We start from the raw sequence: 15,173 nt of genomic DNA on the forward strand, positions 1-15,173 counted from the left end.
GCCGAGGGGCGGCAATCGATTTTCCGCAAGGGGGAACAGATCGCGCCATGTCCGCTCATCGTCCTCTGGACCGCACCGCACGAGCACGCTTCACTTCCGCCCCATGAGATCACTCAAGATCACGAGCGTGATCGGCGGTCTGCTGCTCGCCGCGGGCGCGCTGGTCACCGCCCACCCGGCCGCCGCCGAGGGTCCGAACGGCCCGACGCCGCCCGCCGAGTTCACCACCGACTGGCACGACCCGGTCACCGCCGCCCCGCCCGTCGAGACCCCCGGGACCCGCAGCTGCGAGGTCACCCTCGCCGCCGCCCGGTTCCGCGACTTCACCCCGTACAAGGGGAGCTACACCCCGCCGAAGGAGTGCGGCACGGCCGCTCGCTGGAACAAGGTCGTCCTGCGCCTCGACGGACAGGTCAAGGGCCGCCAGTACGACCGTCTGGGTTACCTCACCCTCGGCGGCGTCGAGATCCTCCGCACCTCCACCCCGGAGCCCTCGCCCGACGGCATCGCCTGGTCGGTCGAGAAGGACGTCACCCGCTACCGCGACACGCTCAGCCGCCCGCAGCCCGTCGAGATGCTCATCGGCAACGTCGTCAACGAGACGTACACCGGTGTCATCGACGTCCGCGTCACCCTCACCTTCCACACCGCCGAGGGCCGGGTGAAGCCCGCCGCGGGCACCCCCGACCGGGTCGTCCCGCTGACCGGCGGCACCCTCACCACCCCGCGCAACACCGAACGCGTCCTCGCCGAGGTGTACGCCACCGGATCCGGCGGCGGCTGCGAGGAGTTCTGGTACCTCACCGTCCCGGACGCGGCCCCGTACTCCTGCAAGGCCACCGACGGGCCCTACCGGGAGGTGCAGATCTCCGTCGACGGCCGGCTCGCCGGCATCGCGGCCCCCTTCCCGCACGTCTGGACCGGCGGCTGGTCCAACCCCTTCCTCTGGTACGTGACGCCCGCGCCGCGCGCCTTCGACGTGCAGCCGATCGTCTACGACCTCACGCCCTTCGCGGCGCTGCTCAACGACGGCGCGGCCCATCGCGTCGAGGTCTCCGTCGCCGGTGTCCCCGCGGGCCAGTCCGGCTGGAGCATCCCCACCAACGTGCTCCTCTGGCAGGACGAGGGCAGTGAGGTCGTCACCGGGGCCCTGGACCGGCACGAGCTCGGCACCCCGCGCAACTCCGCGGTGTACACGGCCGGTTCGCCCGACGTCCTGGAGGCCACGGGCGGCGACACGCTCACCGTCGCCGGGCATCTGAACACCTCGCACGGCCGGGTCGACACGACCGTCACCCGTACGGTCGACCACCGCTCCACGCACCGCTGGGGCGCCGACGAGAACCCGGACGCGCTCACCGCCCGCTGGACCGACGACGAGACCGTGACCGTCGGCGGGACCGCGACCCGCACCCGGCGCACGTACACCATGGACGGCGAGATCAGTGTCGACGGCGCGAACCGCCTGCGGACCGTCCTCACCGTCGGCGACCGCGCCGCCGTCGACGTCGTCCGGGGCGGCAAGCGGCTGTCCTGGTCACGCCTGGACGACACGTACACCGGCGACGCCGCCTTCACCCTCGGCGTCCCGCGCGACCAGCGGCACGCGGTCGGCACCAGCACCGAGCGCTACCGGCTGTACGGCTCCGCCGGCTGCTACGACCGGAGCCTGACGACCGTCCAGGGCACGGTCACCCAGGACCTGCGGCGCTGCTGAGGCACACGGCCGCCCCGGCCCCTCGCGGCGAGGGACCGGGGCGGCACGGGTCCGTCAGGCGGGCTTCGCCGAGTCCACGCCCGAGCGGGCGTTCTTCCACTCGCCGCGCGTGAAGTCGGGGATCTCCTGCGGCGCCCCGTTCGCCTTGATCGACGCGTGGCTGAGCGGTACCGGAGCCGTCCAGGTCGCCGCGTCGTACACGTCGAAGTCCGGCGGAAGGCCCAGCTGGAGGCACTGCATCAGGCGGTAGACCATGATGTAGTCCATGCCGCCGTGGCCGCCCGGCGGATTGGCGTGCTCCTTCCACAGCCAGTGGTCGAACTCGGTCGCGTACGCCGAGAAGTCGCCCCACACGTCGTCCTTGTGGTCCGGCTCCAGATAGATCCGGGCCGGGTAGTCCTCGAAGACCCCCCGCGTCCCGCCGAGGCTGTTGATCCTGCTGTAGGGGTGCGGGGTGGAGACGTCGTGTTCGAGGCGGATCAGCCGGCCCTTGGACGTCCGGACCATGCTGATCGTCCGGTCGCTCTCGATGTACGTCTCCTTCCAGCTCGGGTCGCCGGGCGGCATGTTCGCCGCGCGGTACTCGGCGAGACCGAGCGCCGGAGTGCCGAAGCTGCTGATGCTCACCACCCGGTCGCCCCGGTTGACGTCCATGTAGTTGGCGACCGGGCCGAAGCCGTGGTTCGGGTAGAGGTCCCCGCGCAGCCGCGTGTGCCACATGCGCCGCCACGGCCCCTCGTAGTACGTCGGCGAGAACAGCAGACCGCGCAGGTCGTGGTTGTACGCCCCCGCGCCGTGCAGCAGCTCACCGAACCTGCCGGCGTGCGCCATCCGCAGCACCCGCATCTCGTTCCGCCCGTAGCAGCAGTTCTCCAGCTGCATGCAGTGGCGGCGGGTCTGCTCCGAGAGGTCGACCAGCTCCCACAGCTCGGTGAGCTCCATCGCGACCGGACACTCCACGCCGACGTGCTTGCCGCCCAGCATGGCCGCTCTGGCGATCGCGAAGTGGGTCTCCCAGGGCGTCGCCACGTAGACGAAGTCGAGGTCCGTGCGGGTGCAGAGGTTCTCGTAGTCGTCCGCGCCGTGGGAGTACAGGGCGGGGGCGGGCTGTCCCGCGGCGACGACCGTCGCGGCGGCCCGCTCGGCCTTCTCGCGCACCGGGTCGCAGACGGCGACCACCCTGACCCAGGGCAGCGAGAGGAAGTTGCCGATCATGCTCGCGCCGCGGTTGCCGAGCCCGACGATCCCGATCCGGACGGTGGAACGGCCCTCGAACGGCACCCCGGCCATGGTGGCGCCCCGGCGCTTCGGCACCGCCGCGGTGACGGCTTCCGCCGCGGCGGAGGGAGTGGATCCGGTGGCGGCCAGTGCGGGCTGCGCGGCACCGCCCGCGGCGGCGATGCCGAGCCCTGCCCCGGCCGCTCCCGCGGTGGTCCTGAGGACCTTGCGGCGGCTCGGGGTGCGCGGTGTCTGCTCGTTCATGGAACCTCCCGGAGCTGTGTGCACGGTTGTTTCATGGAGCCCGCACAGGACCCTGGCCCCGGTGGCCGATGGTGCGCAAGGGCGCCGATAGGACTCTTGCGACGGGTAGTTGGACCTTACTGTTCCGGTTCCTCCGGTGCGCCGGACCGACCGCCGATGATCACTCGAACATACGAAGGGCCCCTCACCGCTCGGGGTGAGGGGCCCTGCTCGCCGGGGGAGGGGCCGGCTGACGGACGGTCAGGGACGGGTGGCGCGCTCCAGGGCGAGGAGCACCGATCCGTAGCTCCGGCCGGTCGCCCGGTCCATCCCGATCTCGCACATCCGGTTGGCCGAGAAGTGCGCGTCGAACGGCCGGGCCGTGACCTCGGCCGCCTCGCGCGCCGTCGCCGAGGCCGTCAGCTCCGGATGCAGCATGCCCCGGTCCCCGGCGAACGCGCAGCAGCCCGCGTCGGCCGGGACGACGACCTCCTCCGCGCAGGCCTCGGCGAGCGCGGTGAGCTTCTCCTCGTCGCCCAGATGTCGCATCGAGCAGGTCGGATGGACCACGGCCGAGGCGACGCGCCGCCGTACGTCGAGCCGGGGGAGCAGCTCGTCCGCCGCCCACACGAGCGAGTCGACGACGGTGAGTTCGGCGTGCAGCTCCCGGTTGTCCTCCGTCAGGTACGGCACCACCTCGTGCGCGATCCCCAGGGTGCACGAGGAGGCGTCCACCACGAGCGGCAGCCTCCCGCCGGCCGTCCACCCCCAGGCTGCCTCGACGATCCGGTTCGCCATCACCTCGTTGCCCCGCTCGTAGCCCTTGGAGTGCCAGATCGTCGCGCAGCACGTTCCGGCCACGTCGTCCGGGATCCACACCGGCCGCCCGGCCCGCGCGGACACCGCGACGACGGCCTCCGGGAGCGACGGCCCCCGCCGGCCGTCCGCGTTGCCGAAGATGCGGTTCACACAGGCCGGGTAGTAGACGGCGACCGCCGCGGGACGGTGGGTGCGGGGCAGCCGCCGCGCCGCGGCGCCGGGGATCTCCGGCAGCCACTCCGGTACGAGGTCGGGGCGGACGGCCTTGCGGGCGAGGCCCGTCACCGACTCCAGGACCCGGTCGCCGATCCGGTCCGCGGCGGCGACCGCGAGCCGCGCGGACGCCTCCACCGCGCGGAAGTTCCTGGCGGCCAGGGCCGCGATCCGCTCTTCGCTGGGCGAGTGCCGCTCGTGCCGGAACTCCTTCATCAGCGCCCCCGTGTCGATCCCGACCGGGCAGGCCAGCTTGCAGGTGGAGTCGCCGGCGCAGGTGTCGACGGCGTCGTAGCCGTACGACTCCAGGAGCCGGGCCTCGACGGGGGAGCCGTCGGACTGGCGCATCATCTCCCGGCGCAGCACGATCCGCTGCCGCGGAGTGGTCGTCAGATCGTGGCTGGGACAGGTCGGTTCGCAGAAGCCGCACTCGATGCACGGGTCGGCGATCCGCTCCACGGCCGGGATCGTCTTCAGACCGCGCAGATGGGCCTGCGGGTCCCGGTCCAGGACGATCCGCGGCGCGAGCACACCGGCCGGGTCGATCGCCTCCTTGACCCGCCACATCAGCTCGGTCGCCTGCGCCCCCCACTCCAGCTCCAGGAAGGGCGCGATGTTGCGGCCGGTCGCGTGCTCCGCCTTCAGCGAGCCGTCGAAGCGCTCCACGGTCAGCTTGCAGAACTCGTCCATGAAGGCCGCGTACCGCTGGACGTCGGCGGGGTCGGCCGCGTCGAAGGCGAGCAGGAAGTGGAGGTTGCCGTGGGCGGCATGGCCGGCGACGGCCGCGTCGAAGCCGTGCCGGGCCTGGAGCCCGAGCAGTGCCTCGCAGGCCTCCGCGAGCCGGTCCGGCGGCACCGCGAAGTCCTCGGTGATCAGGGTCGTACCGGAGGGGCGGGCGCCGCCGACCGCCGTCACGAAGGCCCTGCGGGCCTTCCAGTAGCCGGAGATCCGCTTCGGGTCCCGGGTGAAGTCGTTCTCCACGGAGGCCACCGGGGCGACCAGGCCGAGGCCGTCGAGCACGGCCGCCGCCGCCCGCTCGTACGCCTCCAGGGCCGCGTCGTCCGGGGCCCGGAACTCGACCAGGAGCGCCGCCGCCTCCTTCGGCAGCCCCGCCCAGTCGGCGGGCACGCCCGCCACGCTCACCGAGGCCCGCAGCGTGTTGCCGTCCATCAGCTCGACGGCGAGCGCCCCGGCCTCGTTGAACAGGGGCACGGCCGCGGCGGCGGCCGGCAGCGAGGGGAAGAACAGCAGGGCCGTCGACACCTGGCGGTCCAGCGGCACGGTGTCGAAGACGACCTCGGAGATGAAGCCGAAGGTGCCCTCGGAGCCGACCATCAGACCCCGCAGGATCCGCACCGGGGTGTCGCCGTCGAGGAAGGCGTCGAGCCGGTAGCCGTTGGTGTTCTTGATGGCGTGCTTGGCGCGGATCCGCGCGGTCAGCCCGGCGTCCGCCTCGATCTCCGCCTTCAGCGCCATCAGCTCCGCGCACAGCCTCGGCTCGGCGCGGGCGAGTTCCTCGTCGGCGTCCGGGTCGGCCGTGTCGACCACGGTCCCGCTCGGCAGGACGACGGTGAGGGAGGCGACGGTCCGGTAGGAGTTCCGGGTGGTGCCGGCCGTCATGCCCGAGGCGTTGTTGGCGACGACCCCGCCGATCGTGCACGCGACCGCGCTGGCCGGATCGGGCCCCAGGACCCGCCCGTGCGGGGCGAGCGCGGCATTGGCCCGCACCACCGTGGTGCCGGGCCGGATCCGGGCCCGGGCGCCGCCGTCCAGGACCTCGACGCCCACCCAGTGGCGGCGCACGTCGACGAGGATGTCCTCGCCCTGCGCCTGCCCGTTGAGGCTGGTCCCGGCGGCCCGGAAGACCACCTCGCGGCCCTTGCCGTGGGCGTACGACAGGACGGTGGAGATGTCGTCGACGTCCTCGGCGACCACGACGACCTGCGGGACGAAGCGGTACGGGCTCGCGTCCGAGGCGTAACGCACCAGGTCGGAGATCTTCGACAGGACCTTCCCGGGCCCGAGGAGCTCGGTGAGCTCCTCCCGCAGCCGCCGCGGCGTGCCCCGGGCCTGGAGCTCCGGCACACGGTCAGGGGCCGGGGTCCGCTTCGTACCGGGGCGGAGGGCCCGCGGGTCGGGTTCGAGCAGCGGCATGTCACGGCTCCCCTTCGGCGCGTCCCCGCGCCCGACGGGTCAGCAGCCGCGCTCCGGGCCGGGGTCGACCAGGGCGGACAGCAGACCTTCGAGCACCTCGCGCTGATCGACGGTCAATGGAGCAAGGATGTCCTCTGCGGCGGCCCGGCGCGCGCTGCGCAGCTCGCGCAGCGTGGCGCGGCCCGCGTCGGTGAGCTCGATCCGCACCACCCGGCGGTTGGTCGGGTCGGGCACCCGGCGCACCCGGTCGCCCGCCTCGAGTCCGTCGACGAGACTGGTCACGGCCCTCGGGACGACCTCGAGGCGGGCCGCGAGGTCGGCCATCCGGGGCGGCTCGCCGAAGTGTGCGACCGTGCGCAGGAGCCGGGACTGCGCCGGTGTGATGCCGACCGGCTCCAGGTGGCGCTTCTGGATGCGGTGCAGGCGCCGGGTGAGCCGCAGCAGCTGCTCGGCGAGGAGGCCGTCGGTGTCGGTCCCGCTCGGCCGCTCGGTGCCGCTCGGTCGCTCGGTCCCGCTCGGCCGGTCGGAGCTGCTCGGACGGTCGGAGGTGCTCATACGGGAACAATATCAGGACCATCTTCATTGTGAGTATAGGTAACAGTGAGCTATGCTCCGATGGATCGTCTACCTTCGAAGGAGCCCATGCGCCCCCACGACCAGTCCGACTGGACGCCCCCGCCCCGCGACTCCGGCCAGCCCAAGGAGCCCGCCCAGGTGCGGCGGATCCTTCGGCTCTTCCGCCCCTACCGCGCGCGCCTCGCGCTCGTCGGCCTCCTGGTCGGCGCCGCCTCGCTCGTCTCGGTCGCCTCGCCGTTCCTCCTCCGGGAGATCCTGGACACCGCCATCCCCCAGGGCCGCACCGGGCTGCTCAGCCTGCTCGCCCTCGGCATGATCGCCACCGCCGTCCTGACCAGCGTCTTCGGCGTGCTCCAGACCCTCATCTCGACCACCGTCGGCCAGCGCGTCATGCACGACCTGCGCACCGGGGTCTACGAGCAGCTCCAGCGGATGCCGCTCGCCTTCTTCACGCGCACGCGTACCGGTGAGGTCCAGTCCCGCATCGCCAACGACATCGGCGGCATGCAGGCGACCGTGACCTCCACGGCCACCTCCCTCGTCTCCAACCTCACCGCCGTCGTCGCGACCGTCGTCGCCATGCTCGCCCTCGACTGGCGCCTCACCCTCGTCTCGCTGCTCCTGCTGCCCGTCTTCGTCTGGATCAGCCGGCGCGTCGGCCGTGAGCGCAAGGCGATCACCACCCAGCGCCAGAAGCAGATGGCCGCCATGGCGGCGACCGTCACCGAGTCCCTCTCGGTCAGCGGCATCCTGCTCGGCCGCACCATGGGCCGCGCCGACTCGCTGACCAAGTCCTTCGCCGAGGAGTCCGAGCGCCTCGTCGACCTCGAAGTGCGCTCCTCCATGGCCGGGCGGTGGCGGATGTCCACCATCGGCATCGTCATGGCCGCCATGCCGGCCCTGATCTACTGGGCCGCCGGCATCGCCCTCGGCTCGGGCGGCTCGGAGATCTCGCTCGGCACGCTCGTCGCCTTCGTCTCGCTCCAGCAGGGCCTCTTCCGGCCCGCCGTCAGCCTGCTCTCCACCGGCGTGCAGGTGCAGACCTCCCTCGCGCTCTTCCAGCGCATCTTCGAGTACCTCGACCTGCCCGTCGACATCACCGAAGCCGACGAGCCGGTCCGGCTGCCGGAGATCCGCGGTGAGGTCTCCTTCGAGAAGGTCGAGTTCCACTACGACCCCGAGGGGCAGGGCCGCCCGACCCTGAACGGCATCGACCTGACCGTCCCCGCCGGGGGCAGCCTGGCCGTCGTCGGCCCCACCGGCTCCGGCAAGTCCACCCTCAGCTACCTCGTGCCCCGGCTGTACGACGTCACCGGCGGCCGCGTCACCCTCGACGGGGTCGACGTGCGCGACCTGGACTTCGACACCCTCGCCCGCGCCGTCGGCGTCGTCTCCCAGGAGACGTACCTCTTCCACGCCTCCGTCGCGGACAACCTCCGCTTCGCCAAGCCCGACGCCACCGACGAGGAGATCGAGGCCGCCGCGCGCGCCGCCCAGATCCACGACCACATCGCCTCGCTCCCCGAGGGCTACGACACCCTCGTCGGCGAGCGCGGCTACCGCTTCTCGGGCGGCGAGAAGCAGCGCCTCGCCATCGCGCGCACCATCCTGCGCGACCCTCCGGTCCTGATCCTCGACGAGGCGACCAGCGCCCTCGACACCCGGACCGAGCGCGCGGTGCAGCGCGCCATCGACGCCCTGTCGGCCGGCCGCACCACCATCACCATCGCCCACCGCCTGTCCACCGTTCGCGACGCCGACCAGATCGTCGTCCTGGAGGCCGGCGGGATCGCCGAGCGCGGGACGCACGAGGAGCTCCTCGCCCGGGACGGGCGGTACGCGGCCCTGGTCCGGAGGGACGCCCGCACCGAACAGGCGAACGTGGGAGCGGTTGTTCCCCAGAACGTGTGATCGTGCCGGGATTCGTTGCCCGACTCCCGTGCGGCATCGGATGATTACGGAGTGCGAGCGACGGGCTGCAGACCGCGACCGCACAGTCCCACTGATGTACCTGTACGAGGAGAAGCACCACCATGAACGTCATCACCAACCTGCTCGCCGGCGTCCTCCACTTCCTGGGCTGGCTCGTCTGACGATCGCAGTGCCCGGCGCCGTCGGTCCCCCGTCCCAGGGGGCCGGCGGCGCCGCCGCGTGCGCGGTTCCCGGGATTCGCGTACGGACCGGGTTAGCGTGCGGCCATGACGTACCGGCCGTCCTCCCCGTACGCACCCTCGCGCCGTCCCTCCCTGCCCCGGCCTCCCCGCCGCGCCCGGCTGCCCCGGCCTCCCCGCCGCGCCCGGCTGCCCCGGCCTCCCCGCCGCGCCCGGCTGCCCCGGCCTCCCCGCCGGGCACGCCTCACCCGGCGCGGCCGGCTCGCGCTGCTCTTCGGGGCCGTCCTCGCCGTGGCCGCCGCCGTCACCGTCCCGCTGCTCGTCACCCGTGACGAACCCGCCGTCGAACAGCCCCGCACCCTCCTCGTCCCGGAGGGCTGGCGGGCCGGCCAGGTCTACACGGCCGTCGACCGGGCCCTCCAGCTGCCCGACGGCACCGCGCGGAAGACCGCGACCACCCCCGGCGTCCTCCCGCTGCCCGCCGCGGCCGGCGGCAACCCGGAGGGCTACCTCTTCCCCGCGACCTACCCGGTGCTCTCGACCACCACCCCGGAGGCGCTGCTGCGCTTCATGGTGGACACCGCCGGCAAGCGCTACGGCACGGGGCGGATCGCCGAGGGGGCGCGGGCGCACGGACTCAGCGTGTACCAGACGGTCGTGGCGGCCAGCATCGTGCAGGCCGAGGCCGACAACCCCGAGGACATGGCGAAGGTGGCCCGCGTCGTCCACAACCGGCTCGCCCGCGGCATGGCGCTCCAGATGGACTCGACGCTGAACTACGCCCTCGGCCGCAGCAGCGTCGACACCAGCTTCGCGGACACGAAGTCGGGGAGCCCGTACAACACGTACGCCCGCAAGGGCCTGCCGCCGACGCCCATCGGCAACCCCGGGGACGAGGCCGTGGACGCGGTCGTCCGCCCGGCGGACGGCGACTGGCTCTACTTCGTCACGGTGGCCCCGGGGGACACCCGCTTCACCGCCGACTACGCGACCCACCAGGCGAACGTGGCCGAGTTCAACGCCAACCGGAGCGCCGGACAGCGCTGAACAGGCAGGTCAGATGGCCGGCGTGGCGGCCACCCGGTCGCGGTCGAGCAGGCGGCGGATGTCGGAGACGGCCGCGCGGCCGGCCCGGTTGGCGCCGATCGTCGAGGCCGAGGGGCCGTAGCCGACGAGGTGGACGCGCTCGTCCCGTACCGCGCGCGTGCCCTCCACCTGGATGCCCCCGCCCGGCTCCCGCAGCCGCAGCGGGGCCAGATGGTCGATCGCCGCCCGGAAACCGGTCGCCCACAGGATCACGTCCACGTCGACGGTCCGGCCGTCGTCCCAGGCCGCCCCGGTGGGGGTGATCCGGTCGAACATCGGCTGCCGGTCCAGGATCCCGCGCGCCCGGGCCGAGCGGATCGCGTCGTTGAGGGGAAGCCCGGTGACCGAGACGACGCTCTGCGGCGGCAGACCGCGCCGTACCCGGTCCTCGACCAGGGCGACGGCCTCGCGGCCCTCCGCCTCGCCGAAGGTGCCCTCGCGGTAGACGGGCTCGCGCCGGGTCACCCAGGTCGTCTCCGCGGCGACCTCGGCGATCTCCATGAGGTGCTGGGTACCGGAGGCCCCGCCGCCGACGACCAGCACCCGCTTCCCGGCGAACGCCTCGGGGCCCGGGTACCCGGCCGTGTGCAGCTGACGGCCCCGGAAGGTCTCCTGTCCGGGGTAGCGCGGCCAGAACGGACGGTCCCAGGTGCCGGTGGCGTTGATCAGGGCCCGGGTCGCGTACACGCCCTCCGAGGTCTCGACGCGCAGCCGGCCGCCCTCGCCCTCCCGGACGGCGATGACGTCGACGGGCCGGTGGACCCGCAGGCCGAAGGTCCGCTCGTACGTGTCGAAGTACGCGCCGATCACCTCGGAGGAGGGGCGCGCGGGATCGGCTCCGGTCAGCTCCATGCCGGGCAGGGCGTGCATCCCGTGGACCTTGCCGTAGGTGAGGGAGGGCCACCGGAACTGCCAGGCGCCGCCCGGGCGGGGAGCGTGGTCCAGGACGACGAAGTCCCGGTCCGGCTCCAGGCCGGCGCGCCGCAGATGGAAGGCGGCGGAGAGCCCCGCCTGCCCGGCGCCGATGACGACGACGTCCACGGCCCTGACCTCTTCGAACCCGAAATCGTTCACGCTTCCACCAACCGGGGCGGGGGCGCGGTTCTTCCCGGCGCCCCCGCCCCCCTGGTCCTACCGCCCGCCCGGCACGAGCAGCGGCGCGCCACCCGGGGCCGAGGCCGGGCGGCCGTTCGTCGCCGGGATGCCGAGCAGTGGCGAGGCGGGGGCCGACGGCAGCAGTCCGCGGGCCGCCAGTTCGGGTGTCACGCCCTCGCCGAACCAGTACGCCTCCTCCAGGTGCGGGTAGCCGGAGAGGACGAAGTGCTCCACGCCCAGGTCGTGGTACTCCTCGATCCGGTCCGCGACATCGGCGTGGCTGCCGACCAGCGCGGTCCCCGCCCCGCCCCGTACCAGACCGACGCCCGCCCACAGATTCGGGGAGATCTCCAGCCGGTCGCGGTCGAGCGAGCCGCCGCCGTGCAGCGCGATCATCCGCTGCTGGCCGACGGACTCGCTCCGCCCGAGGAGCTCCTGCGCCGCGGCGACGGTCTCCGCGTCGAGATCGGAGAGCAGCCGGTCGGCCGTCTCCCAGGCCTCGCGCGCCGAGTCGCGGGAGATCGTGTGCAGCCGGATCCCGAACCGGACCGTCCGGCCCTGCTCCTCCGCGAGCCGCCGGATCCAGTCGATCTTCTCCTTCACCTGCCAGGGCGGCTCGCCCCACGTCAGGTACACATCCGCGTGCCGCGCCGCGACCGGGCCGGCCGCCGCGGAGGAGCCGCCGAAGAAGATCTCGGGCAGCGGGTCCGGCGGCAGGGCGGTGAGCCCGCCCTCGATCCGGAAGTGCTCGCCCTCGAATTCGTACGGCCGCCCGCCCCACACGCCCCGCACCACCGAGAGGAACTCGTCCGTGCGCGCGTACCGCCGGTCGTGGTCGAGGTGGTCGCCGAAGCGGCGCTGCTCGGCCGAGTCGCCGCCGGTCACGACGTTGAGCAGGAGCCGGCCCCGGGTGATCCGCTGGTACGTGGACGCCATCTGGGCCGCGAGCACCGGGGAGATCACCCCCGGACGGAACGCCACCAGGAACTTCAGCCGTTCGGTGTGCTGGGCCAGCGCGACCGTCGTCAGCCAGGCGTCCTCGCACCAGGTGCCGGTCGGTGTCAGCACGGCCTCGAAGCCCAGCTGCTCGGCAGCCTTGGCGATCTGGACGAGATAGTCGATGTCGGGGGCGCGGACCCCGGACACGGTCCGGTTCCGGGTGATCCCGCCGTCCGTGTAGGCGTGCCGGTCGACGAGGGTCCGGCCGTCGCCGCCGGTCGGCAGGAACCAGTGCAGATGGACGGTCATCAGGAGGCCTTTCCGTAGCTGCGCGCCGGGGTGGTGGACGGCGGCAGGTCCTTGTTGAAGCGGGTGTCGACGTAGTCGGCGAAGCGGAACGTGTGGGGGATCAGACCGAGTTCGGCGAAGGTGTCGGCGATCTTCTGCTCGGAGGCGACGGCCGCGTCGTCGAGGGCGACGGGGACCCGGGTCCCGGTGCTGCGCTTCACGGCGGCCAGGGCCACCTCGTACGGCAGTCCGGTCTCCTTCGCCCAGACCTTCGCCCACGCCTCGGGGTGGTCGAACACCCAGCCCTGGGCGCGGCGCAGCCGCTCGACGAAGTCGCCGATCGCCTTCGCCTTCTCCTTGTCGGCCAGCGCCGAGGGGGCGGCGACCTGGAAGCCGAGGCCGTTGACGACACCGCGCCCGTCGGTCAGCACCCGGCCCTTGCCGCTCAGTAGGACCTGGGAGGTGTACGGGTCCCAGACGGCCCAGGCGTCGACCTTGCCGCTGGTGAAAGCGGCCAGGGCGTCGGCCGGCTGCAGCAGGCTGACCCGGACGTCGGACAGTTCCAGGCCGGCCCTGCGGAGCGAGGCGATCAGCTGGAAGTGGGCGGAGCTGCCCTGGGCGACGGCGACCGACTTCCCCTTCAGGTCCCGTGCGGTGCGCAGCGGCGAGTCCTTCGGGACGAGGATCGCCTCGCCCGCGGAGTCGCTGTGCGTCGACGCGACCACGGTGATCTTCGAGCCGGCGCCGGCGGCGAAGACGGGCGGGGTGTTGCCGACGGACCCGAAGTCGACGGCCTTGGCGTTGATCGCTTCGAGGAGCGGTGGGCCGGAGGTGAAGGTCGACCACTTCACCCGGTACGGAAGGTCGTCGAGCTCACCGGCGGCGCGCAGCAGGGCCTCGGTGCCGCCCTTCTGGTCACCGACGTTCAGGACGAGGCTGCCCTTGCCGTCGGAGTCCGAGACGTCACCGGCCGCGGAGGCGCCGGAGCAGGCGGAGGCGAGCAGGGCGAGCGGCACGAGCAGTGCGGCGGCGGACAGGCGGAAGGACTTCATGGATGTCTCCTCGGGGGACGGTGGGGATGCAGGGGTCAGGCGGCCGCGTGACCCGCGAACTCGGGTTCGGACACGCCGAGTTCGGCGAGCAGTCGGGTGCGGAGGGCGGCGAGCGCGGGATCGCCGGGGGAGCGGGGCCGGGCGAGGTCGACGGCGGTGTCGTAGGCGATCACGCCGTCCCGCATGACCAGTGCGCGGTCCGCGAGCAGCAGCGCCTCGTCGACGTCGTGCGTGACGAGCAGGACCGTGCAGCCGCGCCGCTGCCACAGCTCGGCCACGAGCCGCTGGGCCTTGATCCGCGTCAGCGCGTCGAGCGCGCCGAACGGCTCGTCGAGCAGCAGCAGATCCGGATCCCGTACCAACGCCCTGGCGAGCGAGGCGCGCTGGGCCTCGCCGCCGGACAGCGTCTTCGGCCAGGCCCCCGAGCGGTGGTCGAGGCCCACCTCGGTGAGTGCCTTCTCCGCCACCGGCCGGCCGGGCTTCCCCGGCAGCCCGAGCAGGACGTTCCGCCAGACCTTCTTCCAGGGCATGAGGCGGGGCGCCTGGAAGGCGACCGCGCGGCGGCGCGGCACGAGGACGGTGCCGGAGATCTCCCGGTCGAGCCCCGCGAGGATCCGCAGGAGCGTCGACTTGCCGCAGCCGCTGTGCCCGAGGAGCGCCGTGAACTGCCCCGGGTGCAGGGTCAGATCGAGCCCGTCGACGACGGGACGCCCGTCGAAGGAGCGGGTGAGACCCTGGACGGTCACTGCCCCGTGAAGGTCGGTCGCCATTGCAGCAGCAGCCTTTCGAGAGTACGGACGAGGGCGTCGGCGAGCAGGCCGAGGAAGGCGTAGACGACGAGGCAGACGACGATCACGTCGGTGCGGAAGAACTCCCGCGCCTGGTTCATGAGGAAGCCGATCCCGGCGTCGGCGTTGATCGACTCGCCGAAGACCAGCGCGAGCCAGGCCGTCGCCAGGGAGTACCGCAGTCCGGTCATCGCCCCGGGCAGCGCGCCCGGCAGGACGACGTGCCGGACCAGGCCCCAGCGGCCGAGCCCCAGGGCCTCGCCCGCTTCGACGAGCGTCGCGTCGACGCCCCGGATCCCGGCGTACACGTTCAGATACAGGTGGAAGGCGACGCCGAGCGCGATGAGCGCCACCTTGGGCGCCTCCCCGATCCCCAGCCAGATGATGAACAGCGGGATGAGCCCGACCCACGGGACCGTCCGCAGCATCTGCACCGGGGCGTCGACGAGGTCCTCGCCGAGCCGCGAGAGCCCGGACACCAGGGCGAGCGCGATGCCCACCGCCCCGCCGAGCAGCAGGCCCACGGCGACCCGTCGCAGCGAGACGCCCATCGCGGTCGGCAGCGTCCCGTCCCCGAGCAGTTCGCCGGCGGCCCGGGCGACGGTCCCCGGAGAGGCCAGCACGTCCGCAGGAAGCAGCCCCGCCGTGCTGCTCGCCTGCCAGAGGACGAGCAGCAGCACGGGTCCCACGGCCCGGCGCAGCCAGCGCGGAACGGCCGGGCCGCGACCGGGCCTTCGGGCGGGGGTCAGGGACTCGACGTCCGGCAAAGGCGATATGTCGGGCGGCGCGGAGGGAGGGGCATGGTCGACCGTCATGACGGACTCCGGGGGAGAAGGAGGTGAAGGTACGCGTCAGCGCCCGTGGGCGCGGAGCG

11 protein-coding genes are annotated in these 15,173 nt (G+C 73.2%); 3 read left to right on the top strand and 8 right to left on the bottom strand.

What is annotated here, in order from left to right; all coding sequences use genetic code 11:
* Positions 1-103 precede the first annotated feature (103 nt).
* Positions 104-1,717: a peptide-N4-asparagine amidase gene (locus ACF07V_RS28695; RefSeq protein WP_392158464.1), complete on the top strand. Its 1,614-nt coding sequence runs from the start codon at positions 104-106 to the stop codon at positions 1,715-1,717.
* A 54-nt stretch (positions 1,718-1,771) separates the two neighbouring features.
* On the opposite strand, the gene ACF07V_RS28700 is transcribed toward ACF07V_RS28695, so the two are convergent.
* The 3 genes from ACF07V_RS28700 to ACF07V_RS28710 all read right to left on the bottom strand — a co-directional run bounded on the left by ACF07V_RS28700 (position 1,772) and on the right by ACF07V_RS28710 (position 6,919).
* Entirely contained in the window at positions 1,772-3,199 is a 1,428-nt protein-coding gene (locus tag ACF07V_RS28700) for a Gfo/Idh/MocA family protein (RefSeq protein ID WP_392158466.1), read from the bottom strand.
* 240 nt (positions 3,200-3,439) lie between these two features.
* Positions 3,440-6,364 (bottom strand): FAD-binding and (Fe-S)-binding domain-containing protein, encoded by a 2,925-nt coding sequence (locus ACF07V_RS28705; protein WP_392158468.1) that lies wholly within the window; start codon positions 6,362-6,364, stop codon positions 3,440-3,442.
* A gap of 39 nt (positions 6,365-6,403) precedes the next feature.
* Positions 6,404-6,919 carry a MarR family winged helix-turn-helix transcriptional regulator gene (locus ACF07V_RS28710; protein WP_392158469.1) on the bottom strand — a complete coding sequence of 172 codons (516 nt, stop codon included), beginning with the start codon at positions 6,917-6,919 and terminating at the stop codon, positions 6,404-6,406.
* 87 nt (positions 6,920-7,006) lie between these two features.
* Here ACF07V_RS28710 and ACF07V_RS28715 point away from each other — a divergent pair, with 87 nt between their 5' ends.
* Together ACF07V_RS28715 and mltG are read left to right on the top strand one after the other, a co-directional pair.
* The gene (locus ACF07V_RS28715) at positions 7,007-8,851 is read left to right on the top strand and encodes an ABC transporter ATP-binding protein (RefSeq protein ID WP_392158471.1); all 1,845 of its coding nucleotides are present in this window, start codon (positions 7,007-7,009) and stop codon (positions 8,849-8,851) included.
* Between the two features lie 287 nt (positions 8,852-9,138).
* The gene (mltG, locus tag ACF07V_RS28720; protein WP_392158473.1) at positions 9,139-10,098 is read left to right on the top strand and encodes an endolytic transglycosylase MltG; all 960 of its coding nucleotides are present in this window, start codon (positions 9,139-9,141) and stop codon (positions 10,096-10,098) included.
* 9 nt (positions 10,099-10,107) lie between these two features.
* Here the strand turns inward: mltG and ACF07V_RS28725 are convergent, their stop codons facing one another.
* Genes ACF07V_RS28725 through ACF07V_RS28745 form a run of 5 tightly spaced genes read right to left on the bottom strand, consistent with a single transcriptional unit; the run spans position 10,108 to position 15,114 of the window.
* Positions 10,108-11,211 (bottom strand): NAD(P)-binding domain-containing protein, encoded by a 1,104-nt coding sequence (locus ACF07V_RS28725; RefSeq protein ID WP_392158474.1) that lies wholly within the window; start codon positions 11,209-11,211, stop codon positions 10,108-10,110.
* 57 nt (positions 11,212-11,268) lie between these two features.
* Positions 11,269-12,480: an LLM class flavin-dependent oxidoreductase gene (locus tag ACF07V_RS28730; RefSeq protein ID WP_392158476.1), complete on the bottom strand. Its 1,212-nt coding sequence runs from the start codon at positions 12,478-12,480 to the stop codon at positions 11,269-11,271.
* The gene (locus tag ACF07V_RS28735) at positions 12,480-13,511 is read right to left on the bottom strand and encodes an ABC transporter substrate-binding protein (protein ID WP_392158477.1); all 1,032 of its coding nucleotides are present in this window, start codon (positions 13,509-13,511) and stop codon (positions 12,480-12,482) included. Before ACF07V_RS28735 ends, ACF07V_RS28730 begins: the two co-directional genes overlap by 1 nt.
* Positions 13,512-13,546: 35 nt before the next feature.
* Complete coding sequence (locus ACF07V_RS28740; protein WP_392158479.1) at positions 13,547-14,281, bottom strand: ABC transporter ATP-binding protein; 735 nt, start codon at positions 14,279-14,281, stop codon at positions 13,547-13,549.
* Positions 14,254-15,114, bottom strand: a complete 861-nt coding sequence (locus ACF07V_RS28745; RefSeq protein ID WP_392158480.1) for an ABC transporter permease — start codon at positions 15,112-15,114, stop codon at positions 14,254-14,256. The genes ACF07V_RS28740 and ACF07V_RS28745 overlap by 28 nt, the downstream gene beginning before the upstream one ends.
* Positions 15,115-15,173 lie beyond the last annotated feature (59 nt).

Source organism: Streptomyces sp. NPDC015661, from assembly GCF_043077765.1.
In the GTDB taxonomy this organism is placed as follows: domain Bacteria; phylum Actinomycetota; class Actinomycetes; order Streptomycetales; family Streptomycetaceae; genus Streptomyces.